The organism is Nostoc sp. T09 (genome assembly GCF_002154695.1).
Classification (GTDB): domain Bacteria; phylum Cyanobacteriota; class Cyanobacteriia; order Cyanobacteriales; family Nostocaceae; genus Aulosira.
This window is the reverse complement of record NZ_MTAV01000003.1, coordinates 77,456-100,563: the sequence shown is the minus strand read 5'-3', so window position 1 is coordinate 100,563 and position 23,108 is coordinate 77,456. Positions and strand designations below refer to the sequence as shown.

The window sequence follows — 23,108 nt, the reverse complement described above, 5'->3', positions numbered from 1 at the left end:
TTATTAGAGGAAGTAGATACTTCTCGCCCAGATGCGCCTGGGGTATCTCATTATGAAGCCCCAGAGAAGCAGTATCAAGCTGCTTTTGAAATTGCCTTTGCCAATCATCTAGAAATGGAAAGATTCTTTGCCTCAAAAGAATATGCTGCTGCTGTTCAAGACCAGGCTAAGTATGTGCAGCGGTTTTTACCATTTCCAGAGCAAGCTGCTTACACTTTTGTTTACGATGGCAAGATAACTTTGGCTGGTCAATATAGTTCTAATGTTGCGGATCTAATCGTAAAAGTGGGAGCAACAAATCAACTCAAAGAAGGGATAGTTTCTCTAATGAATAGCAAGCAAAATCAGCAGAATGGTAAGTCGGGATTAGGGCATTACCTGCAAGGTGTACAACACTTTGGTCTGACAGTTTATGACATGCCAAAATCTCTAGAATTTTACCTTGAAGTTTTGGGAGGTAAAGTTGCTATTGGTGGAGATGGATTTTACGGTGAAGCTTTGCACAATTTGCTCTTTCAAAAAGAGGAGGTTGAGGCCATTGAAAAGGGAATTGATCCAAAGTCTGTAGGAGTTGCCAACATCAGAGATGGTTCAGACATGTCTTTAGATGTCAGATTCATTTCTTTTGGCAACACAGTAGTTGAAATCATTCATTTCCGTGATGCTAACTTAACAGTTGCTGCACCGAATGCTTTTGAAAAAATACCTTCTGCTGTTGGTTACACCAATGCACCGCACCTTTCCTTCTATGTGAAAGATGATGTAGATATTGATGTTTTTGCAAAACAATTAGAAGAGGAATGTCAAAGACGGGGACTGACCGAAGTAGTTGTTAACCGTATTATTCGGGCTAACTCAGCAGAAGAAATGAAAAAGCTTGCCCCCAAATTTGCCAAGACAGATTTTACTGGCGATTTTGAAGGGTGGGCACTATTGTACTGCAAAGGACCAAACGGCGAACAGCTGGAGTTCAATCAAGTTACTCGTAAAGCCAAAGAAAACTTTACTAGAGCAGAGGCGGAATATAACCAAGCTAATGGGACAAATTACTGGTTTTTAAATTCCCAAAAACCAAAATCAAATAGTCAAAGACTATATGCTACATACAGTGTTCCTGTTAATGCTCCCTTGGAAACTGTTTGGGATGTTTTAATGGACAAAATGCAAAACCCCCAACCATATATTCCTCATGTAGTTGAAGAATTAAAGATTTTAGAGAGATATGACAATGGCATTCTCCGCGAAATTAAAACGCCGGGAATGCACATGAAAGAAAGAGTCACTGTGGACAAGCAAGCTGGAAAAGTAACATTCACTGTGGTGGAGCATCCACTTTTCACTGGTGAGTTAAGTAACCAGGTGACATTACTTGACAATGGCAATGCTGGGACTGTGCCGATTCTAACTTACACAATAAATTTACAACCTACTAGTGACAAAGCCCTTGAACAAATAGAAGCCCAATGGTTTATTAAAGCTTCTCAACCAGAAGCGATCGCCCAAGCTGTTCAACATCTCAAAAATATCATTGAAAGCAAAAATAACCAGGATAAAAATACAATGACATTGGCACATTCACAGACATTTGTTGGTGCAAAATCTGAAATTGTCCGGCGGATGTTTCAAGCAGGCGAATCGATGAATGTTGAAAACTTTGTTAAGTTCTACACCGAAGACGCCCACTATCAATTCAGCAACTTTCCAGTTGCTTATGGCCCGCAAGGTATTAGAGATTCTTCTGTTGGTTTCCTGGCAACAGTTGCCAAAGTTTATCACCACATTAAGCATATGTGGGAAGTAGGAGACACAGTTATCTGTGAAATGGATGTTACTTACATTCGCCATGACGGTAAAGTGTTTACACTTCCTTGCTGCGACACAATTGTCTTCAAAGGCGATAAAGTCCAAGAACTGCGAATTTATATGAATATCGATCCGGTATTTGTCTTTGATAATGATGAAGCCCAGCCTAAAGCTGCTACCTCTGGCGGTTCATTGACAAAAAAACTGGAGAAAATGTATGAAGCTTTGCACGCCGAAAATTGGGATGAATTTGTGACATTCTTTACTCCCAATTTACTTTACAAAATCGGTGCAAACGACCCTGTAGTTGGACCAGAAGCCTGTCGAGATTTGTTAACTCATATCTATAAAACTCTCAAACTTACAACCCACAATACACGAGGGATGTGGGAGATTGGCAACACCATTATTTTAGAAATGGATGCTAATTATATTCAGAAACTGGACAAAAAATTCGTTCAAGTTCCTTGCGTCGATATCTATCGTTTTGATGGCGATAAGATTTACGAATGGCGAGTTTATCCAGATGCTTCTCAGACTGGTGTCCGCATTTAAAATTGATCTGAGCACTAGCATTTTCCCTTGAACCTCACCTTATATCTTATCGAAGTAGCATTATTAACAAAACATTTGTAAATTCGCTTGCAGTTTATTTACTGAATAGCTGTTATTGTTATAGCTACTTCGGTCTATCAAGGCAGATAGATGATATTTGTAATGTTGTTATTTATTAGCACTCATTTTTCCTCAGGGAAACTTGGGTGCTTTTATTGATTATGCAAACGGCTAAGAAAAAAGGAGAACTAGCGTTGCTTCCAATGGGAAAACTCCGTCAAGCTGCTTGGCGTATTCTTAATCTCAACGAGCCGATCATTTTTTGAAAGCTTGAAAAATCAAAGCTTTCAGCTTGTCTTAGTGCCATTCATATTTGCCCAAATTACTAAGCAGAGTTCAGTGAAGCTGGGATAAGGATTTTTCAGCAGCTTGATGACTACAGGCTGTAGGCTTTGCTCTTTATATCCGCGATAAACTAGGGTTCTTGAACCGTTGTAGAGTTGTTCGCTAACGTGATGTCCGCTAATGCTTGAATCCTTAAGGTTCAGCTTTTAGTGTTCCCACACGAACTTCCGTAATTCAAAACCTGCGTCAGGGCCTCATAATTATGTCCGCTTGAACACTTGTCATTGCGAGCGAAGCGTTCGCTGAAAGCGTTCTCGAAGAGTAGCAATCGCAAAGGTTTTGGGATTGCTACCCTTCGGGAACGCTCCGCGAACACTGCACTTCGTTACGTTCGCGGCGGACATATCGCAACTAATTTAGCGGGCATGATATCACCTGCAATCTGCTGTGTACAGAACGCCGATGATTGCATAATTTATACCAAATTTCCCAGAAGAATCAACTGATGAGGCGTTGAGACAGCACTGTTTGTAGGGTTTCTCAGCCAAGCGACTGATGGTTGCAGTAATTGCAGTGTCTCGTTTTCTTTCCTTAGTCAAGAACAAGCGATCGCATTTTAGCCCTGGGCTGAGAGACATTACGAAAAATCTGTAAAAACGAGCGTACTTTGTGGTTCCCATCAATGATAATTTTAAGCATTGGGAACCCTTAGAAATCAAACTTTATGAACGCAGCCGACGATAAAACGATTGTTCGTGAGTATTTTAATTCCACAGGGTTTGAACGATGGAAGCGGATTTACGGCGATGGTGAAGTTAACAAAGTCCAGCTAGACATCCGCAACGGACATCAACAAACTGTGGATACAGTCATCGGCTGGTTAAAAGCTGATAACAATTTAGCAACCTTGTCAATCTGCGATGCTGGATGTGGTGTAGGTAGTCTCAGCATTCCCTTGGCAGCAGATGGTGCTAAAGTCTATGCCAGCGATATTTCGGAAAAAATGGTGACAGAGGGCAAAGAGAGAGCCTTACAAACCTTAGGAAAAGCTGAAAATCCCACGTTTGCTGTGCAAGATTTAGAATCCTTAAATGGTAGCTACCACACTGTGATTTGTCTGGATGTGCTCATTCACTACCCTCAAGAAAAAGCAGATGAGATGATTTCTCACCTGTGTTCATTAGCACAGTCACGGCTTATTCTCAGTTTTGCACCTAAAACCTGCGCTTTGACTTTACTCAAGAAAATTGGCAGTTTCTTTCCTGGGCCGAGTAAGACAACTCGCGCCTATCTGCACCGCGAAGCTGATGTCATGAAAATTCTCGAAACTAACGGTTTTGCCGTACAACGAAAAGCGATGACTAAGACTCGCTTTTACTTTTCTCGCCTGCTAGAAGCTACACGTATGTAACGATTGTGAAATACTCAGGTTGATCAGCTGTTGCGCAAATAAACTTGCACATTCTTTCCTTAAGGCAGTCAAAAGTCTACAATCCATAACTATTGACTTTTGACTGCCACAATTTGTAACCTTGCACTCTTAACGCGTATCCTTCGTTCCCCCTCATCCTTGCCTACCAAATTTTTATACTTTCTTCACAAAATTATTGCTAGATTTTTGCAATTAATTCAACCTGAGTCAAAGTAAGGTTAGAATCGCAAACAAGGTTCAAATCTGAGATGCAACTATGAAGACTGCTGAAAAATTAGCCGCAGGCTGGCTACTCACACTCGGATTCATGTTTTTAACGCTATCAGTCTCAGCAGGAATTGAGAAACATAATATATTGAAACCCATCCCAACGCCAACGGAGGAGGAAGACTATGCACCAGAATTTGTAAATAAAGATGCTCTTTATCTACTCGATGCTACTGCTAGGCAAGGTCTAATTTTTGGCGTTCCTACTCTAATTTTAGGGGGATGGCTAAGTTTAGGATTGTATCGTCAAAGCAGGCAAGAGAAAAAGGCAATAAATCAACAAATGAACGATCGCCTGCAATCGATTTTTTATCAAATGCTACAAGAAAATAAAGGGCGAATGACTCTTGTCGGTTTTGCAATTAAATCTGAACTACCTGCAATCACCGCTAGGCAATATTTAGATGAGAAAGCTAAAGAATTCAATGCTAATTTTAAGGTGAGCGAAGACGGCGCTATATCATATCATTTTGAGATTTAACTTAAATCTCAATTAGCAGTTAATACTTCTAATCTGCTAAATTCTACACCAATTTAAGGCTAGGTCTAATGACGCAGCTTTTTTTAAGCATAGCAGCTGTTTTAGGCGGTTTATCTGTTGCCGCTGGTGCCTTTGCTTCCCATGCCTTACGGGAAAAAATCACCGAGCGATCGCTAGAAATTTTTGAGACTGGCGCTCGTTACCAAATGTACCACGCTCTAGCTCTTTTGCTAGTAGCACTACTGCTCAGTCGCGCCGAGTCGCCCCCATCTACCCTGATAGCAAGTGGTTGGCTGTTTATTATTGGTATTGCTATTTTCTCAGGGAGTTTGTACGCCCTTAGCTTAACTGGTGTTAAATCTTTAGGAGCAATTGCACCATTGGGAGGTGCAGCTTTTCTAGCTGGTTGGGGTGCTTTAGCCTTTGCCGCTTGGAGTTTAAAATTTTAAAAGAGTTAGGAGTTAGAACTGAAGAATTGGCTATTTCTAACTCCTAATTCTTAGGCGTAGCAGTAAGTCATGTAAAGCCGCCTTCGCTACAGGTACTTCAGGTAGTCGGCTGGCTACGTAGGAATCCTGTAAGCGATCGCGCAATCGCTGATATTCTTTTTGATGAAAAGCTATATCAACATCTGATAAATAAGAATGTTCCCCACCTGCTAGCTTTTGGGAAATTAAATCAGAAATATATGGTAGATTGAACACTTCATTAAGCTTGATTAAATTAGCTTCGACTATCCCTGTTTGCATTAAATAAATTCCAGTCAATAATACTCGATAAACATAAAGTAATGGCTTGACTCGATGTAGCTGTTCTTTTTCAATAAGTTTCCATTGTGTTGCCGCAAAACCAAAATAATGGTAACTGTGATGACGAGTAATACAATCTTTAGCAATAAATTTTAATTCTTCATATTCTGGTAGATTGTGTAATATTAAAGGTGAATACAATTGCTCTAAAACATAGCCATTCTTTTTGAGATCGTGAGTTACTAAATCAATTTGTACAGAATCACGAACTTTTGATATTTCAATAGTTTCAGACCCAGTATTTAAGCCAATTACTTTTTCTATGGGTAAAATATGTACACCACGCAAGTCATAATCAGAATCAATTGACGGAAAGCCATATAAATGAGAACCGCTAATACTAGTAAATAAAAGTGGGTAAGGTTGTTGCTGAATAATGGTGTTAATAGCAGCGGGAAGATCCATATTGAGCTAAATTTAAGCAATCTAAGAATCACAACTCGCAGCCCAAAAATATATTTTGGCAAAATTGGTACGCGATCGCTCTGTTAACCGCCACCAAATTGCTAGAGTTAATTGGCGTGGAATGTTGTCTCCACTTCCTAGTTTGTCAACGGGATAACGAAACCAGCACACTTGCAAGCAGCGATGAGATTCATAAGCTAACAGCCAGGTTTTTTCGTAGCGTACCAGATCGCTTACCCAAGCTGGCTCTATATCTTGTTGTTGGATGAAGTTAGCAAATGCGATCGCATCTTCTCGATGTTTCTTAATACCCTGTGGTATATGGGTTTCGGCATATCGCCAAAATAGATCGTTGAAGTTTTTACCTAACACTTTTGCAGTTCGTGGGAGTAATTCGCGTACCTCTCCCAACCGCTTCCATTTGAGAGAATTCGCAAAAATATTTACCTGCTGTGCAGAGATTTCAGCTAACTGCTGTGTTTCAGCTTCACTCAATCCCAATTCTGCGCCAACGGTTTGCGGGTTAGCAAAGAAACGGTTTCTCAATTCAGAATTGGTATAAAGTTGGGCTAAAACTTGCTGAGTTTGTACTAACCCCATCGATGATGACTCCTACCGATTTGTCTTGCTTGTTGCAGTTCTCCGACTAATTCTGCAAACAGTGGCAAGTTTTCATCTCTTTCTAAAACAATCCCTTTAACTGGAACCTTGGCTAACACTTCATCCATGAGTTGCCAAACCTCGACTGGGGTTGACTGAGAATGGCTGTCAATCAACACACCATCATGCCAATGTCCACCAACGAAATGCAACTGTACTACACGTTCTATAGGTAATTGTTGGAGAAAGTCATGCACATCATAGCCGTAATTCACAGCGTTAGTATGCAGGTTCGTCACATCTAACAGTAACCCACAATCAGCACGTTCTACTACTTCCGCTAAAAACTGGGCTTCTGTCATCTCTGCACCAGGAAGCGTCACCATATAAGTGATATTTTCCAAAATTAATGGCACATCAATCCAACGGCGCACCTCGGCTATGTTGCGACAAACAACTTCCACAGCTTCCTGGGTATAAGGTAGCGGTGATAAATGTCCGATATCAACTCCACCTGCTTTGGTAAAGCAGATATGTTCGCTCCACCAAGGCGGGTTAAGCTGCTTAATTACGGCTGCTAGTTTTCTTAAATAATCTCGATCCAAACCCTCAGCACTGCCTAATGACAAATTAATAGCATGGGGAATTATCGGGAAATGCGCCGCTAGTACTTCTAATTCCTGCTGTTTGTGCCAAGGTGCATCTAGATAGTGTTCCGCCACTATTTCGAGAAAGTCTACTTGCTGACGGTTGAGAAATAAATCGCTTTTAAATGGTTGGCGAAAACCTAACCCTACACCTAAAGTCGGGAGACGAGATAATATCATGTCTGGTGGAAGACTTATCATTGTATTTATTAGTTGGCTTATGTTTCTTCAGGAATGTCAGCTTTGATTTTCTGTTTCAATTGCTCAAATGATGTTTCCAGTTGTTTCAGGTAATTTTTCCCCAAACTGCTAAGAAAATTTGTCTGACAAACAGTCCATAAAAGCTGTAGTGAAAAAAACCCCATGACGACGAGAAAACCCACGTTACGGTGTCCATTTAATAAGGCTACTACAAACTTAAAACCACCCAAACCGACAATAATCAAAGTTCCTATCCAGCCAATTCCTTGTGTTTTAAGTTTCACTTGCTCAGAATTCAAAAGTTGCTGATTTTGTAGTTGCTGTTGATAAACTGTACAGTGCGGCTGTAACTTGCTCGCTAACAAGTGTCCAGATGACCTGACTTTAGTTGAGACAGAAAACCAATCAAATGCTTCGCGCTGTATTGGTGTTAGCCCAGATACATCACCATGATTTTCTGCTTGCTTGATGGAATCTTCAGTTATTTGTAAATAACCACGTTGGATTAAGTCCATGACTGCTACCTTAGCAACTCCCATTTCTTGGGAACGCAAGTAAGCAATCTCGTAAGGATCTGGTTCAGCCGGAATTAAAGGTAAAGGTTGGTTTTTTGTAGAGTCTTGTACTAGCCATGCACTTCCCAGCAGTGTCATGGTAATTACTGCACCATACAACACCAGAAAGTCAGTCCCTCGCATATCTGGAACTATTTTAGCGATCACCACCACTACCAATATTGCCACAGCAGCAATTAGCAACTTAATTGTTGGCGCTTGTGTTTGTGAACTTGGAATAGGTTGATTTGACATATTTTGAGACTTTAAATCTTGCTAACCTCCACAACCGCCACCACCGCAACCGCCACAGCCACCACCACCGCAGGAACTACCGCTGCTGCAAGAACTCCCACTACTGCAAGAACTCCCGCCCCCGCAAGAGCTACCACTACTACAGGAGCTACCAGATGAAGAAGAGCTTCTTTGCTGGCTACTTGTTCTTGAGTATTTTGGGGGAAAGAATATTTTGTAGTATGAATCGTAGGAAGTACCAGCCAGCGCCTCAACGCCAAAGAGTGCTAGGACTAAGTTGTTGTCAAATGCAGAAGGGGAGCCGAATTTTACCTTGGTTTTCGAGTCAGCAAATGTTTGTTGCAGTTGTTGCAGATAAGCCTTGCCTCGAAGGCTTAGGTGCGATCGCCTGCTGACAAACCATAGAATAAAGATAATTGACAGGATACCCACGCCAATTAGAAAGCCTACATTGTGCCGTCCCTTTCCTAAAGCGATTAAGAGCTTATAACCGCCTAGGGCCAAAATAATTGTCGCCGCAATCAAGCCAACTTGAATATTCGCTGCTTGCCATTTTTGAGCATATAGCAGTTGCTCATCATTTAGCTGCTCTTCGTAAATCTGGCAGTATGGTTGCACTTTTTCAGCTATTGACTCTATAGATTTGATTGATGGGGTAGAGCAAAAACTAGAAAAAACCTCACGCTCTATAGGCTCTAGCTCAGACAAATTCCGAAGTTTTGCTGTTTTGCTAATGGCTTTTTCAGCGATTTGTAAATAATTTCTCTGAATTAAATTCAAAATCGCTACTTTTACTACTTCTGATACTCCCGAACGCAAGTAAGCAATTTCGTAGGGGTCTGGTTCGCTCGGAATTAAAGGCAAAGATTGATTTTTTGTGGGATCTTGTACAAGCCATCCACAGGCGATCGTTATCAAGATAATGACGCTGCTGTACAACAGTAGAAAATCTGGCCCGTACATATCTGCAATTGGGTTATGTAACAAGGCATCCATAAAATTTACTCCTGATTGGTACACCACTCAACCTTTCGAGAATTCTAAATTTAGAATTCCCATAGATTTAAAGGTCTCAAACAATGTATTTCAACACCATGAGTCACAACATTTACGGAAAACATTTACATTACAATCATACTACACGTACCATAATACGTAAAGCTACCTCTAATTACTCAACCTTCATAGCAGGTAATTTAGCTCCACAGCTTTTACAAAACCGAGCATCTGTATCGTGAAAAGCTAAACCACAACTCGCACAAATTGTTTCTACCTGGTTAGCAGTTTTTACCAATCGCTTAATTAAATCGCCCACTTGCCAAGGAATTAGTGCTATACCTGTCAAAATCATCAATACTGTAAGCCATCGACCTAATTCTGAAGCTGGTGTCACATCGCCAAAACCCACAGTTGTCATTGTGACAATTGAGAAATACAATGCATCCAAAAAAGTGGTAAAAACTTTCGGGTTAACTGGATGTTCCACTTGATAAATTAAGCCGGAGTAAACAAATATAATCGCAAATAATGTAAATAATATTCGCGCAAATATTACTCCATCTTCACTACTGATGCTGCCAAAGAAAAATCTTTGATCGATAACTCTGATTAATTTTAAAATCCGAAACCATCGTAGCAATCGAATAAAGCTTAAATCTACTGCTCCCAGAAAAAATGGCAAAATAGCGATTAAATCAATAATTGAATATAAGCTGAGAAAATACTTAATTTTATTTTCTGCACTCCATAGACGCATGATATATTCAACTACAAAAATTATAAAAATAGCAGTATCTACAATATTTAACTGGAGCCGAACAACATTAGGAATATTATAAGTTTCTGCCACAAAAATGCCTGATGACAAAAAAACTAGTCCGGCAATAGTTAAATTAATCCCTTGTCCTACTGGCGTATCTAGATCTGTTAAGTAGAATTCAGCTTTTTCTCTGCTTAGTAACATAATTGACAGTAGCTATTTTTCAGTAGTTCGCAGAAATAATATTCAAAATGAGATATTCTTAACAAGTAACTTTTTCAATTTACTAGCTAATATGAACCACGATTCTTTTATGCATCTAGCACTGACAGAGGCAAAAAAAGGTGATGCTCCTTATGGTGCAGTGATTGTGAAAGATAACGAAGTAGTTGCCGTAGGTCATAATACTGTAAGACGAGATAACGATCCATCTGCTCATGCAGAAATCAATGTTATTCGTAGTTTAACAGCTAAACTTAAAAATCCTTCTTTGTCAGGTTATAGTATCTATACAACTGGCGAACCTTGTCCAATGTGTGCAACCGCTTGTATTTGGACGGGTATATCAGAAATTGTATATGGTGCTTCAATTCAAGATTTGATTTCTGTCAATCAGTCACAAATTGATATATCTTGTGAAGAGGTAATTGCTAAGTCATTTAGAAATATCAAGGTGACTCAAGGCATTTTAAAAACAGAATGCCTGAAATTGTTTAAATAACCTTATTACTTAAATAAGAATAACTTACTTTTTATTCTACCCTGCGTAGAATAAAAAAGTTAATCAGACTCAGTTAAATAAGACAAATATGTATTAGCAAAAATTGCAGCTTGTGTGCGATCGCGTAAATTCAAGCGATTCAACATATTTGTGACATGATTCTTCACCGTACCCTCAGAGATGTAAAGTTTTTGGGCAATTTCGCGGTTACTAGCACCTTGAGCAATTAAGCTTAAAACCTCTTTTTCTCTAGGAGTAAGTTCTGCCAAACTAGGCGGTATTGGTGGTGACTGAGTTGCTTCTAAAGTAGGAAACTGAGTCAAAAGTTTTTTCACTATTCCCGGACCTAGTTGAGTATAACCTTTGTCAACAGCGCGAATAGCGAAAGCTAATTCTTCCGAGGGTGTATCTTTCAATAAATAACCCATTGCGCCATTTTTTAGGGCTGCTTTTACATATTCATCATCGTCAAAAGTTGTTAATACTAAAACTTTAATATTGCTAAACCGCTTTTGAATTTCTCTGGTAGCTGCAACTCCATCCATGATGGGCATTCTAATATCCATTAATACTACATTTGGTTGTAGTTGCGCAACCAAATCAATTGCCATTTCACCATTTTCTGCTTCTCCCACTATTTCTAAATCTGCTTCTAGTTCTAATAATGCTCTTAATCCTTGGCGAATTAAATTTTGGTCATCTACTAGCAATACCTTAATCATTTATTCAACCTCATTTGGGGAATATCAACTGTAATTTTACAACCATAGCCAGGGGCACTAAGAATATTAAATACACCTCCGATCGCTAAAGTGCGATCGCGCATACTTTGCAATCCAAAACCAGTAGTATTTTGTTTAAAATCAAAGCCTTTCCCGTTATCCTCAATAGTTAAACGTAAACTTCTAGGAGTTTTATCTAGTTCTATCCTAACTTCTGTGGCTTGTGCATGTTTGGAAATATTTGTCAAAGATTCTTGAATGATTCGATAAATAGCAGTTTTAAGTTCATTGGGTAGAGAATCTTCTAGATTAATTATACAAATTGGTGAAAAACCATTTGCATGTTGAAAATCTTCTAATAATCCTCGAACCGCTTGTTCTAAAGATTGCTCTTGCAAGGGATGAGAACGCATAGTAGAAATAGATTGTCGGACATCTTGTAATGCTTTAGAACCTAATTCTTTTGCTCTCGCTAAAAAACTCTGAGCTTTACTCGGGTTAGATTGTGAAAGTTTTAAAGCAGTTTCTAATTGTAGATTTAACGCTGTTAGCGAATGTCCCAAAGAATCATGAATTTCGCGAGCGATGCGATTACGTTCTTCTAGGGTTGCTTGATTTTCGATTCGTAGAGCATATTGACGAAGTTTTTCGTTAGCAATAGCTAGTTCTTCGCGACTTTGACGTTCAGATAATACTGTATTCATCAACAGTAATACAAAAATTAAACTTAACCCAAATAATAGAGACAGGCTTAGGGTAAAGAATTGAAAACGCTCTTGTGCTTGTGGCGATACTGGAAAGTTATGCAACCTCTGCTGTAATGTTAACAGAAATAAAATAAATGATATAAATGTGACTACTAAACGCCCAGATAAATTAAAAATTAAGCAACTGCGAGTTACTAAAATTATGTAGATAAAAGGAAAAAGCCTAGAAGCCCTACCCCCAACAAAGCCAGTAATTAAAATTAATAAAACTTCAAAAGCAGTATAAATTATTTTAGTGATTTTATTACCAGTGGGCAGTCGCAAACCCATTAATCCAAAAATAATCAAACTTGCAGTTGCAATTTCTGGAAACCGACTAGAAAATTTTGGTGATGGATATGGCATTACAGCGCTGATAGTAGCGATCGCTAGCAATATCCACTCTAAATAAAGTAGAAATCGAAAAGGATGATTGTGAAATTTAATTGGACGTTTCATGTTATTTAAATTAAATGTGTTAATAGTTTTTATAAAAAGTAGATTGCTATGATTAAGTTAAAGTATTAAGACTAAGTATTAAACTTAATTTGTTAATATAATTTATTTACGCACATATACTTAGTTAGGTGCAAATGGATTTAAAGATAAATATAAAAATTATCCACCTTGTAACCAGTTTTATAACTCTAGTTTAATTTACATTAAATGACTAGTATTATTGCTCACAAGTAAATAATGACCAAAGTCATGGGTGTATTCATGACTTTCTCCTCATGTAGTCGATCAAAATGATTTCTTATGATGGTGACATCGAAATAAGGAAACAACACACGAGGTTATCCATGAAAGTCAAAGCATTATCACTAGTAGCTGGAGCGATCGCCTTAACTTTAACTGCTACCCCCTTTGCAGTCAAAGCGCAACAAGGTTTTTCTTCCAATAGACTAGTTGCACAAGCTCAAAATACACAAACACCAAAAGCTCGTAAGAACGGGATATGGCAACAATTGGGGTTAACGGATGCACAGAAAAGCCAAATACAAGCAATTCGCCGTGATACTCGTACCCAAATGGAAGCAGTTCTCACCCAAGAACAAAGAGACCAGATAAAAGCGCAATTCCAAGCACGTCAAGCACAAAGAGGTCAGCGTCAAGCCGGCCAACAGCCAGGTCAACGTCCCAAGGGAGGTTTTGCAGCGCTGAATTTAACTGAAGCTCAAAAAGCTCAAATGAAGCAAATTATGCAGTCTTCACAACAAAAAATTCAAGCAGTACTAACTCCTGAACAACAGGCAAAATTTCAGCAATTGCGCGAAAATGCACGTGCGCGCTGGCAACAACGCCATTCTAACCAAGGTACACAACCTTAGACTCTAGCACCGTTGTGCGAAACTAAGCTTTTGCACAATCATCAGTAAAGGCACAATACCACTGTCTACCGCATTCCTAAATTAACTTCAATTCGAGGAGAATTTATTAACAATGAATTGACTAAAAATATAATACCATTTTAGATTTTAGATTTTGGATTGGGAATTGCTTTGTGTGTTTTGCTTGATGGGAATCCATCTGTCGCATTCTTTTTTCAAATTGGTATAACCTTAAGAATGGTACGAAATTATCAACATTATTCTAGTGAATATAGAGTAAATGACTGAGCGCTTATGCTCAGTCATTTTTCATAACACTGGTAAGTAATTCAAGTTGAAATTGAGTTCAGTTACGACTGACTGAAAAATATTTGCCAAATCATTTAAACACAAGAGTATGATGCAACCCCTCAGCGCTTCTTCCAATCCTGTTCCTCGCTTGCAACAGCTATTAGATTTACTTGACCGCCAAGCTGAAGCACAGGGACTAGTTGTTCCTCAAATTGTCTACATAGAGGAATTGCGATTGCTTCCTCTGGGGACTTTTGGTAGAAGCTTGACTGACTTCTTGGAGCAAAACAACCTCAAACCCTTCACCACAGGTGCTCGCCGCAAACAACTCCACGATGCTATTCACGTTATCACAGGTTATGGTACTGACCTAATTGGGGAAGCAGAAGTACAAGCATTTCTACTAGGATCTAAGTTTCGACTCATTAATCTGATGCTAGGGCTAGGACTGTTACGCATCATTTACAGAAATCAACGACAGCAGCTTAGTTGGGACAAACTATGGCAAGCATACCAACGCGGTTACCACTCCCACTTAGACCTAGATACTTGGCAACCAGAATTACTTTGGTACTTACCCTTAACTGATGTGCAAGCATTGTTTCGTCTAGCCAACAGTCACAGTTAAAAAAATCGGTTAGCCCCTAGCAAAAGATCGGAGTTTTGAGTTATGAGTTAATTCAAAACTCCTTGTTTTATCAAAAATGTCTAAAGAATTTATTATTGGTAGTAAAGTTCGGGTTGTCGCACTACCAGCTTACGTCAAAACGGCTGACCCTATGCCCATGCTCCGCCCCCCTGATGTAATTCATCTTGGCGAAGAAGGTACAGTGATGGATCGTCGTCCTGGTGGATATTGGGGTATTCGCTTTGCGAAGGGAGCTTTTCTCCTCGATAGCCAATATATCGAAAGTACAGATATTCCTCCCGAATCTGAGCCAGAGCCAAATAGCAACGAAGAATTGTAAACTTATGTAAAGCTATAATTCTTATCTGCACATGATTTCTCGCCGTACTTTTTTGGGCATATTATTTGCCAGCTGTGTTGCTCTCCTCAGTTGGCTGAATTTTACTTCTGTTGCTGATGCGCTTGGTGGTAAACTCCCAGCAAATAATCAACCTGCACCGGAGTTTACTTTGCCAACCAACACAGGTAATGGGACAATTTCTCTCTCAGAATTGCGTGGTAAATGGGTAGTGCTGTATTTTTACCCAAAAGACTTCACCTCTGGTTGCACGATAGAAGCGCGTCGTTTTCAGCAAGACTTGCCCAAATACATCGATAAGAATACGCAAATTATTGGTGTGAGTGCGGATGATGTTGATTCCCACGCTGAATTTTGTGATTCAGAGGGGCTAAAATTCCCTCTGTTGGCAGATACCACAGGCGCAGTGAGTAAAGCTTATGGTTCTTGGATTGGTTACGTCTCTATGCGCCACAGTTTTGTCATCGATCCAGAGGGCATTTTGCGAGAGACTTTTGTTAAAGTTAATCCCAATGTTCACAGCACAGAAGTACTAGCGCGACTTGAGGAGTTGCAACGCAAAAATGCAGGGAGTAATGTGTAGCAAGATTTTTGAGAATTGCTAGAGTTGATCGCGATCGCCAATCCCTAAACTAAAATTATTACTTAGGAATTGGCGTAGACGCATTCGCGTAGCGTCTCGCAGAGAAGCGGCTTGCCGTAGATCAGGAACAATCACAATGGTTAAATCAGCCCCAAAACTTCTAACCGTTGATGAATTTATTACTCAATACGGTGATTGCGATCGCTATTAGCGCTATCGCGATTGAAACTATGAAAGATGATGTGCGTCATTACAAAAAATGCACTCATACTCAACCATGACCAAGAAAAATTTGCTTGGCAACGAAATTTTCACGTTGGATAATATTCTCTCACCAGAAGAATGCACTGAGTATATTACTTTAACCGAAAACATTGGTTATACAGATGCTCCGATTAATACCATCCGAGGTTTTCAAATACGTCCCGACATCCGCAATAATCAGCGTGTCATTTTAGATGACCAGGAACGAGCTTTTGATTTATGGCAGCGAGTGTCAAATCTTATACCTAATACTATTGGGCAATGGCAAGCCTTGGGGCTGAATGAGCGTTTTCGTTTCTATCGCTATGATCCAGGCCAGAGGTTTGCGATTCATCATGATGGTTCTTATCAGAGACCTAACGGCGAGGAAAGTTTATTGACTTTCATGATTTACCTGAATGAAGGTTTTTCTAGTGGTGAAACCCGTTTTCATCTGTCGCGTCGATATTATGACCATTTGCCTACTATAGATGTTGTTCCAGTTACAGGTATGGCTTTGTGTTTTGTCCACGAACTAGTACATGAAGGTACTCCTGTTATCCAAGGACGAAAGTACGTTTTACGCTCAGATGTGATGTACCGTCGAATGTCGAAAGTATATTGAACTACTCATTAGTGGGGCGATCGCATAAGGACAATACCTGGCTCTATATGCTACCTTGAAGGCTTTTAAAGCTACGGAGGATAAAAGCTTGTCAGATAGCTTGTTTAGCGCACTACGTAAATATCCCAAAAGCCAAGAGCTTGATCCAATTGAGAATTTTATTACCGAAGGTTTTGCTTGGCTTCTGAGAAATAAAGAGGAGCTTGCTCGTGATTTTGTAATTTATCTCAATCCTAAATTACCAGAACCTCTTTCTTTAACTCATACAATACCAGCGTGGCAAACACAACATACCTTCCCTGGTGGACAAATAGATATGGTGGCAGATCTTGGACAGTTTGCCTTTATCTTTGAACACAAGGTATGGTCATACTTAAGTCCAGAGCAACTCTCCAAATATCGTGACTATGCAAAAACCAACTTAAAATGGTCACAAGGATATAAATTAATTCTGATTACTGGATCAACTCGGCAACATGAACAAAATCCTGACTTGGCTCTAACTTGGAGTGATATATATAAATTTTTGAAATCTTGGGTAGAAACAAAATCAGACGATAGTCTAGTTCGTGGTTTTATGGATATGCTGGTTGAGGAAAATTTAGGGCCAGCAGCACCAGTTTCTTATGAAAGTATAGTTTCTTATATACCTGCTCAATCAATAAAACCTAACTTGCAAAGCATAACCTTACGTACTGCTGACGCAGATTGGCGTTGGGTTTCAAAGAGAATTGGATTGAAAAAAGATGCGCCGATTCCTTGTATGCCTGTAAAACCTCAATGGGGACGATTAGGGTTAGATATTTTAGATGGTTGGTTTCCAGGTATATTCATTGGTGTTCTTCTAGATGGTTCAGATCATTGCGTGCAGCCTTCAAATTCACATCTAGGCCCCGATTTTTGTCTAATTCTAGATTTTGCTATAGATAAGTGGAAGACCGTTGAAGGGGATTTTTTTCACTCTGAGGAATATACTAAATTGCGCTCAAGATTGAAAGCCAATTCCGGTAAATGGGATTTTCACGATCACAGATTTGAAGCAACAAAACCTAATCGTTGGCATCCTCTACATTTAAGAAAACCTCTAGCTGAGGTTTTACGAGGTACTATAACCTTTGAACAGCAAGTTGACAGATTTATCTTGCAAGGTCGTGAAGTGATTGAATTGCTGCTTGATGGCCGGGAGTTAGAAGATTTGACGAAGCGACTTCATCCTGCGCATTCAACAACTCCCTAAAAAAATCCCTGGTATTTCTACCAGGGTTTTAAAGAGCTAATACCATTTCACTTCAGTTCTATCAAAGATACTCCTCTCTCGCTCTTCTGCGGCAGGCAGGATGTGGAATGGTTCTCATATGTTACAGCAAAAGTGACACGGTATAAAATTAGCCAACATTTGCTAACAGTAACTCCCGTTTTTCCGATTTTTGGATTTGCACTTGACCATCATCGTCAACATCAGCAATGGCTGTGTCTCCACTTACGATTTGACCACCTAGCAAAGCTTCTGCCAGAGAGTCTTCTAACAGACGCATAATAGCTCTACGTAATGGTCTAGCACCGTAGCTGGGGTTGTAACCTTCTTGAACTACACGTTCTTTAAAGCGTTCTGTGACTTCTAAGGTAATACCCTTCTCTGTCAAACGACCAGCAACTTCACGTAAGAGGATGTCAGCAATTTGCTTGACTTCATCCTTAGAAAGCTGGGTGAAGACGATAATCTCATCAAGACGGTTGAGGAACTCTGGACGGAAGTAAGCTTTGAGTTCTTCATTTACTAAGTTGCGGATGCGGTTGTAACTAGCATCGGCTTGGTTGTCGAAATCGAAGCCTAAACCACCGCCACCTTTTTCAATGACCTTGGAACCGATGTTAGATGTCAAGATGATCAAGGTGTTCTTGAAGTCCACTTTCCGACCTTTGGCGTCGGTGAGATGTCCGTCATCCAAGATTTGCAGCAGCATATTGAATACATCGGGGTGTGCTTTTTCGATTTCATCGAATAGCAGCACTGTGTATGGTTTGCGCCGCACGGATTCTGTAAGTTGTCCGCCTTCGTCGTAGCCTACGTAACCAGGAGGTGAACCAATCAGCTTGGAGACTGTATGGCTTTCCATGTATTCGGACATATCTAGGCGAATCATGGCTTCTTCTGAGCCGAAGAAGTAGGCGGCTAAGGCTTTCGCCAATTCTGTCTTCCCAACTCCAGTAGGACCGGAGAAGATAAAGCTGGCGATTGGTCGATTGGGGTTCTTTAACCCAACTCTGGCGCGACGGATGGCACGAGATACAGAGGTAACCGCTTGTTCTTGACCGATGAGCCGTTGATGAAGTGTGTCTTCCAGATGCAACAGTAGCTCGGATTCTGATTCTGTGAGCTTGTTGACTGGGACACCAGTCCAGGAAGCCACGATTTGGGCGATGTCTTCCTCATCCACGACGGGAGTTTTGCCTGATGTACCTGTTTGAGTTTCGGCGTGCAGTTTTGCTTGCAGTTCCAATTCTTGATCGCGTAGCTTACCAGCTGTATCAAAATTTTGGATTCTGACTGCATCTTCTTTGGCTTTGGTGACACCAGCCAATTCGCGCTTCAGTTCTTTGTTAGGAGAAATCTGAGAGTTGCGCAGACGCACGCGAGAACCAGCTTCATCAATCAAGTCTATTGCCTTATCTGGCAAGAAGCGATCGCTAATGTAGCGGTCTGACAATTGGGCGGCTGCGACTACAGCTGCATCAGAAATTGTCACTTTATGATGTTGCTCATAAGCTCCCCGCAAGCCATAGAGAATCTCAATGGTTTCTGCGACTGTGGGTTCGCCTACCATAATCGGTTGGAAACGGCGCTCTAAGGCTGCATCACGCTCAATGTGCTTACGGTACTCATCTAGTGTGGTTGCACCAACGCACTGGAGTTCACCTCTAGCTAAAGCAGGCTTGAGGATATTGGCTGCATCTAAGCCGCCTTCTGTTCCCCCAGCACCAACTAAGGTATGAATTTCATCAATCACGAGGATGATATTGCCGACAGTGCGAATCTCATCGACGATTTTCTTGATGCGTTCTTCAAAATCTCCCCGGAAGCGAGTTCCTGCGACTAGCAAGCCCATATCGAGGCTGATTACTTGCTTGTCTTGCAAAACTTCGGGAACATCTTGGTTGATAATCCGTTGAGCCAGACCTTCGGCGATCGCTGTTTTCCCAACTCCCGGCTCACCAATCAACACTGGATTGTTCTTAGTCCGACGTCCGAGAATTTGAATGGCACGTTCAATTTCTTTATCACGACCAACAATCGGGTCTAGCTTGCCTTCTTGTGCCAGTTTGCTCAGATTTCTGCCAAACTCTTCTAGACTGAGTGCTTGGGTGCGCTTTGGTCCATTACCCGCAGCGTAAACTGTTGCGTTTTCACCTAAATAACGAATCACCGCAGTGCGGATGCTCTTGAGGTCAACGCCGAGATTTTGCAGTACTTTGGCGGCTACACCTTCACCAGCCTCGGTTAAACCTAAGAGTAAGTGTTCTGTATTAATGTAGTTGTGCCCCAGACCATGAGCTTCTTTAAACGATTGCTCAAAGAGGCTTTTTACTTTAGGAGTAAAAGGAATTTCCGGTGGTACAAAGCCAGAACCCCTACCAATAATTTTTTCGACCTCGCGACGTGCGTCTTTAAGAGTAACGCCCAATTCGGTCAGCACTTTAGCAGCAACCCCAGTTCCTTCTCCCATCAGCCCGAGGAGAATTTGCTCTGTTCCTACAAAGTTGTGTCCCAGGCGACGTGCTTCCTCCTGAGCTAGCATAATTACTTTAATTGCTTCGGAAGTGAAGTGTTCAAACATAGCGGGTTCTTGCTCCCTTGCTGCTTGGCTTTGGGTGAAATATCATTCACCCTTATCTAAACTTTCATGTATTTTCTTAATGACAATGTATCTTTATTTAAAGTTCAATGACAGTGGTGAGAGCCGTAAGAGTTAAGGTGTGGTTGCCGTCGCTAACGTGCTGAGTGGAATATTCAGGAGGTGAGAAGTTATGGATTTGACATTTACCTCTTCAGTGTTGGTTTTGGCTTCTCTACTCTCCGTCTCTCAGCTACACTTAAAACTCAAGACTCATAACTTAGGACTGACGATGGCTGAAGCATCCGGAAGTAAAGACCAACAGCATCCTCTTCATAACCGCGATCGCCCCACTATTGATATTTTACTAGCTCAAGAGGCGACAGACCATAACTTAGCAGAACTAGCTCGGCTCTTGATTCGTTATCAAGGCTTTCCGGGCGCGCGCGACATCCAACAAGACTTAGATAAAGTCTTGCAGCGTTGGGGTTTGACGGAAACACAGTTGTTTGAAAAAACTCGCCAGATCCACGATGTTGGGGGAATTTATAAAAGTCGCGGCAAAAAGGAAGAACAGGACTGGAATTAGTCACAATAATTCGTAATTTATTAGGACTTACGCAAAAGTCACGGAATTCCGTCATTACTAGCGTTCGACGAAGTCGTTCCCGTTCCCTCGTTGCGTTAGCTTCCCGCAGGGTAGAGGGTTCCCGCAGGGTAGGGTAGCGACGTAATCGCCTGAATTTCTGGGATTGCTTCCCTACACTACGTTCCGGTCGCAATGACAAATTTTGCTTGCGTAAGTCCTGTTTATAATAGCTTGTGGCAAGCCCGGCGAGTGACGCTCGGTTCTCGCTATTACTAATTCATAATGCTCTGTTCAAGTCTAAAGACTGCATTGCGTGTGTTTTTAGCGTGAGTTTGAATAAAGTGTAACCTGTACAGTTTTTAACAATTCTTGTGATGTATAGGGTTTTGGTAAAAAGCTTGTGATGCTATTATCTAAAGTTGCAATTAATTCATGATTAGAAGTCAATCCACTAACTACTACAATTTTGACTTCTGGATTAATTTTTTTCAGTACACGGATAGCCATCGGCCCATCCATAGATGGCATCATCATATCAATTAAGACGACATTAATCTCTGTTTTATGTTTTGTATATAAGGCAACTGCCTCAATTCCATCTTTAGCAACTAAAACATTGTAAGCATTTTTTTCTAAAGCAGTTTTCGTAATCTCCCGAATTGATTCTTCATCATCAACAACCAAAATTAATTCTCCATTTCCTGTGAGTAAATCATCATAGCCTGTTAATGTATTTTCTGTCTCAATTGTTTGTGTAGCTAGCAAATATATCTGAAATTCTGTTCCTTTTCCCAATTCGCTTACTACTTTCACAAAACCATTGTGACTTTTAACAATTCCCATGACTGTTGAAAGTCCCAGCCCTGTGCCTTGACCGACTTCTTTTGTTGTGAAAAAAGGCTCAAAAATCCGATCGATTATTTCTTTTGAAATACCCTTGCCTGTATCGGATATGGTAAGCACTACATAAGGACCAACCTGAGCATCAATATTCCTGCGAGCACATTCGCTGTCAATCCAGACATTCTTGGCAGAAATCTTCAGAATACCGCCGTCTGGCATAGCATCACGAGCATTAATACAAAGATTCAATACTACTTGGTGGAGTTGATTAGCATCACCTGAGATGTTCCAAAGGCTTTGCCTGGGAATATCAACATGTATTGCAATAGATTTGGAAAATGTCTGTTTAACAATTTGTTCAACTTCAGAAATGACATCGTTTATCTCTAATGTACTAAATTTTCCTTCAAGTCCTCGAGAAAAACACAGCACATGTTTGACTAAATCTGCTGCTCGTTTAATATTTGTTTCTAAAATTGCCAGCCATTGTTTGCTATTTTCATCTGCAAGTTTTATTTCTAAGAGTTGAACTATCATCAACATTGGTGTGAGCGCATTATTTAAGTCATGAGCAATACCGCTTGCTAGAGTTCCAATACTCTCCATACGCTGTGCTCGCAAAAACTGCGCTTCGAGTTGTTTTTTCTCTGTAATATCAGTGTTAACAATTAATATAGATTTAGGTTGTCCTGCCAAATCGGGCATCACTGTCCAACGACTAGCAACGATAATTTCTTTACCAGTTTTGGTAGTTTGATGTAAATCTCCTTCCCATAAGCCACAGTTCATTAAACTTTTTTGGATGTCTTGCAGTTGAAATAATGTCTCCTGTTGATAAAGCAGCTTATTAGCATTTCTTGTGAGCACTTCTTCTTGATTCCAACCATACAGACGTTCAGATCCTTGATTCCAAAATCGGATTTGATTATTCAAGTCTTGTACGATAATTGCATCTGTTGTGATATCTAACAAAGCTGCTTGTTCACGGATTCTTTGTTCTGCTTGCTTGCGTTCAAAGATTTCCGCTTCCAAACACTGATTTTGCTCGGTGAGTTTTTTCGTGAGGTTTTGCAGGCGCATGTGAATTTTAATGCGAGCTAAAACCTCGTCATGTGCCAGTGGTTTAGTGATGTAATCCACTGCTCCCAAATTCAACCCTTTAACTTTATCAACCTTATCTACAAGTGCAGTTAAGAAAATTACCGGAATATTTTGAGTTTCTGGATTGCTTTTTAACCGTCGGCAAGTTTCAAAACCGTCGACTTCTGGCATCAATACGTCTAATAAAATTAAGTCTGGTGAGGCATATTCTGCCATCTCCACTGCACTTATGCCATCTTCAGCTACTAAAACTTTAAACCCTGACTCTTCTAGAAAATCGAGCAATAATTCTAAATTAGTAGGATTATCATCAACGATTAAGATGACACCTTGGTTAGTAGCATTATCGCTCATTAATACCTCTAACAAATGTTAAAAAAG

23 protein-coding genes are annotated in these 23,108 nt (G+C 40.4%); 12 read left to right on the top strand and 11 right to left on the bottom strand.

Annotation, left to right across the window (positions count from 1 at the left end):
• Positions 1-2,358 (top strand): AtaL-like protein (locus BV372_RS02495; RefSeq protein WP_143844938.1); only part of this gene is annotated, 2,358 nt, incomplete at its 5' end.
• Between the two features lie 776 nt (positions 2,359-3,134).
• On the opposite strand, the gene BV372_RS34965 is transcribed toward BV372_RS02495, so the two are convergent.
• A complete protein-coding gene (locus BV372_RS34965) occupies positions 3,135-3,341 on the bottom strand; it encodes a hypothetical protein (protein ID WP_143844936.1) in 207 nt (68 codons plus the stop codon).
• A gap of 86 nt (positions 3,342-3,427) precedes the next feature.
• On the opposite strand from BV372_RS34965, the gene bchM reads away from it, so the two are divergent.
• The 3 genes from bchM to BV372_RS02480 all read left to right on the top strand — a co-directional run bounded on the left by bchM (position 3,428) and on the right by BV372_RS02480 (position 5,332).
• A complete protein-coding gene (gene bchM, locus BV372_RS02490) occupies positions 3,428-4,114 on the top strand; it encodes a magnesium protoporphyrin IX methyltransferase (RefSeq protein ID WP_086682744.1) in 687 nt (228 codons plus the stop codon).
• 277 nt (positions 4,115-4,391) lie between these two features.
• Entirely contained in the window at positions 4,392-4,883 is a 492-nt protein-coding gene (locus BV372_RS02485; RefSeq protein ID WP_086682741.1) for a hypothetical protein, read from the top strand.
• A gap of 68 nt (positions 4,884-4,951) precedes the next feature.
• Positions 4,952-5,332 (top strand): DUF423 domain-containing protein, encoded by a 381-nt coding sequence (locus tag BV372_RS02480; RefSeq protein ID WP_086682739.1) that lies wholly within the window; start codon positions 4,952-4,954, stop codon positions 5,330-5,332.
• Positions 5,333-5,368: 36 nt separating this feature from the next.
• On the opposite strand, the gene BV372_RS02475 is transcribed toward BV372_RS02480, so the two are convergent.
• From BV372_RS02475 to BV372_RS02450, 6 genes are all read right to left on the bottom strand, one after another.
• A complete protein-coding gene (locus tag BV372_RS02475; RefSeq protein WP_086682736.1) occupies positions 5,369-6,097 on the bottom strand; it encodes a DNA polymerase beta superfamily protein in 729 nt (242 codons plus the stop codon).
• A 21-nt stretch (positions 6,098-6,118) separates the two neighbouring features.
• The gene (locus BV372_RS02470; RefSeq protein WP_086682733.1) at positions 6,119-6,697 is read right to left on the bottom strand and encodes a hypothetical protein; all 579 of its coding nucleotides are present in this window, start codon (positions 6,695-6,697) and stop codon (positions 6,119-6,121) included.
• On the bottom strand, positions 6,688-7,545 hold the full coding sequence (locus BV372_RS02465) for a DUF692 domain-containing protein (RefSeq protein ID WP_256973066.1): 858 nt from the start codon (positions 7,543-7,545) through the stop codon (positions 6,688-6,690). The genes BV372_RS02470 and BV372_RS02465 overlap by 10 nt, the downstream gene beginning before the upstream one ends.
• A gap of 17 nt (positions 7,546-7,562) precedes the next feature.
• Positions 7,563-8,354 (bottom strand): TIGR04222 domain-containing membrane protein, encoded by a 792-nt coding sequence (locus BV372_RS02460; protein WP_086682730.1) that lies wholly within the window; start codon positions 8,352-8,354, stop codon positions 7,563-7,565.
• A gap of 21 nt (positions 8,355-8,375) precedes the next feature.
• Positions 8,376-9,350, bottom strand: a complete 975-nt coding sequence (locus BV372_RS02455; RefSeq protein ID WP_086682728.1) for a TIGR04222 domain-containing membrane protein — start codon at positions 9,348-9,350, stop codon at positions 8,376-8,378.
• A 175-nt stretch (positions 9,351-9,525) separates the two neighbouring features.
• Positions 9,526-10,317 (bottom strand): ion transporter, encoded by a 792-nt coding sequence (locus BV372_RS02450; RefSeq protein ID WP_086682725.1) that lies wholly within the window; start codon positions 10,315-10,317, stop codon positions 9,526-9,528.
• Positions 10,318-10,408: 91 nt separating this feature from the next.
• Between BV372_RS02450 and BV372_RS02445 the strand changes: the two genes are divergently transcribed.
• On the top strand, positions 10,409-10,834 hold the full coding sequence (locus BV372_RS02445) for a nucleoside deaminase (protein WP_086682722.1): 426 nt from the start codon (positions 10,409-10,411) through the stop codon (positions 10,832-10,834).
• A 59-nt stretch (positions 10,835-10,893) separates the two neighbouring features.
• Here the strand turns inward: BV372_RS02445 and BV372_RS02440 are convergent, their stop codons facing one another.
• Together BV372_RS02440 and BV372_RS02435 are read right to left on the bottom strand one after the other, a co-directional pair.
• Positions 10,894-11,556, bottom strand: a complete 663-nt coding sequence (locus BV372_RS02440; protein ID WP_086682719.1) for a response regulator transcription factor — start codon at positions 11,554-11,556, stop codon at positions 10,894-10,896.
• On the bottom strand, positions 11,553-12,761 hold the full coding sequence (locus tag BV372_RS02435) for a sensor histidine kinase (RefSeq protein ID WP_086682716.1): 1,209 nt from the start codon (positions 12,759-12,761) through the stop codon (positions 11,553-11,555). Before BV372_RS02435 ends, BV372_RS02440 begins: the two co-directional genes overlap by 4 nt.
• 344 nt (positions 12,762-13,105) lie before the next feature.
• Between BV372_RS02435 and BV372_RS02430 the strand changes: the two genes are divergently transcribed.
• From BV372_RS02430 to BV372_RS02405, 6 genes are all read left to right on the top strand, one after another.
• On the top strand, positions 13,106-13,633 hold the full coding sequence (locus tag BV372_RS02430; protein ID WP_086682713.1) for a Spy/CpxP family protein refolding chaperone: 528 nt from the start codon (positions 13,106-13,108) through the stop codon (positions 13,631-13,633).
• Between the two features lie 397 nt (positions 13,634-14,030).
• On the top strand, positions 14,031-14,552 hold the full coding sequence (locus tag BV372_RS02425; protein WP_256973065.1) for a Coq4 family protein: 522 nt from the start codon (positions 14,031-14,033) through the stop codon (positions 14,550-14,552).
• A 76-nt stretch (positions 14,553-14,628) separates the two neighbouring features.
• Complete coding sequence (sipA, locus tag BV372_RS02420; protein WP_086682709.1) at positions 14,629-14,892, top strand: regulatory protein SipA; 264 nt, start codon at positions 14,629-14,631, stop codon at positions 14,890-14,892.
• Between the two features lie 31 nt (positions 14,893-14,923).
• Positions 14,924-15,493: a peroxiredoxin gene (locus BV372_RS02415; protein ID WP_086682706.1), complete on the top strand. Its 570-nt coding sequence runs from the start codon at positions 14,924-14,926 to the stop codon at positions 15,491-15,493.
• Between the two features lie 277 nt (positions 15,494-15,770).
• Positions 15,771-16,361, top strand: coding sequence for a 2OG-Fe(II) oxygenase (locus BV372_RS02410; protein WP_086682703.1), 591 nt, complete (start codon positions 15,771-15,773; stop codon positions 16,359-16,361).
• A gap of 88 nt (positions 16,362-16,449) precedes the next feature.
• On the top strand, positions 16,450-17,598 hold the full coding sequence (locus tag BV372_RS02405) for a PD-(D/E)XK nuclease family protein (RefSeq protein WP_179197947.1): 1,149 nt from the start codon (positions 16,450-16,452) through the stop codon (positions 17,596-17,598).
• 148 nt (positions 17,599-17,746) lie between these two features.
• On the opposite strand, the gene BV372_RS02400 is transcribed toward BV372_RS02405, so the two are convergent.
• Positions 17,747-20,197 (bottom strand): ATP-dependent Clp protease ATP-binding subunit, encoded by a 2,451-nt coding sequence (locus BV372_RS02400; RefSeq protein WP_086682697.1) that lies wholly within the window; start codon positions 20,195-20,197, stop codon positions 17,747-17,749.
• A gap of 289 nt (positions 20,198-20,486) precedes the next feature.
• Here BV372_RS02400 and BV372_RS02395 point away from each other — a divergent pair, with 289 nt between their 5' ends.
• On the top strand, positions 20,487-20,783 hold the full coding sequence (locus tag BV372_RS02395) for a DUF3288 family protein (RefSeq protein ID WP_086682761.1): 297 nt from the start codon (positions 20,487-20,489) through the stop codon (positions 20,781-20,783).
• A gap of 321 nt (positions 20,784-21,104) precedes the next feature.
• On the opposite strand, the gene BV372_RS02390 is transcribed toward BV372_RS02395, so the two are convergent.
• A complete protein-coding gene (locus BV372_RS02390; protein ID WP_086682693.1) occupies positions 21,105-23,081 on the bottom strand; it encodes a response regulator in 1,977 nt (658 codons plus the stop codon).
• Positions 23,082-23,108 lie beyond the last annotated feature (27 nt).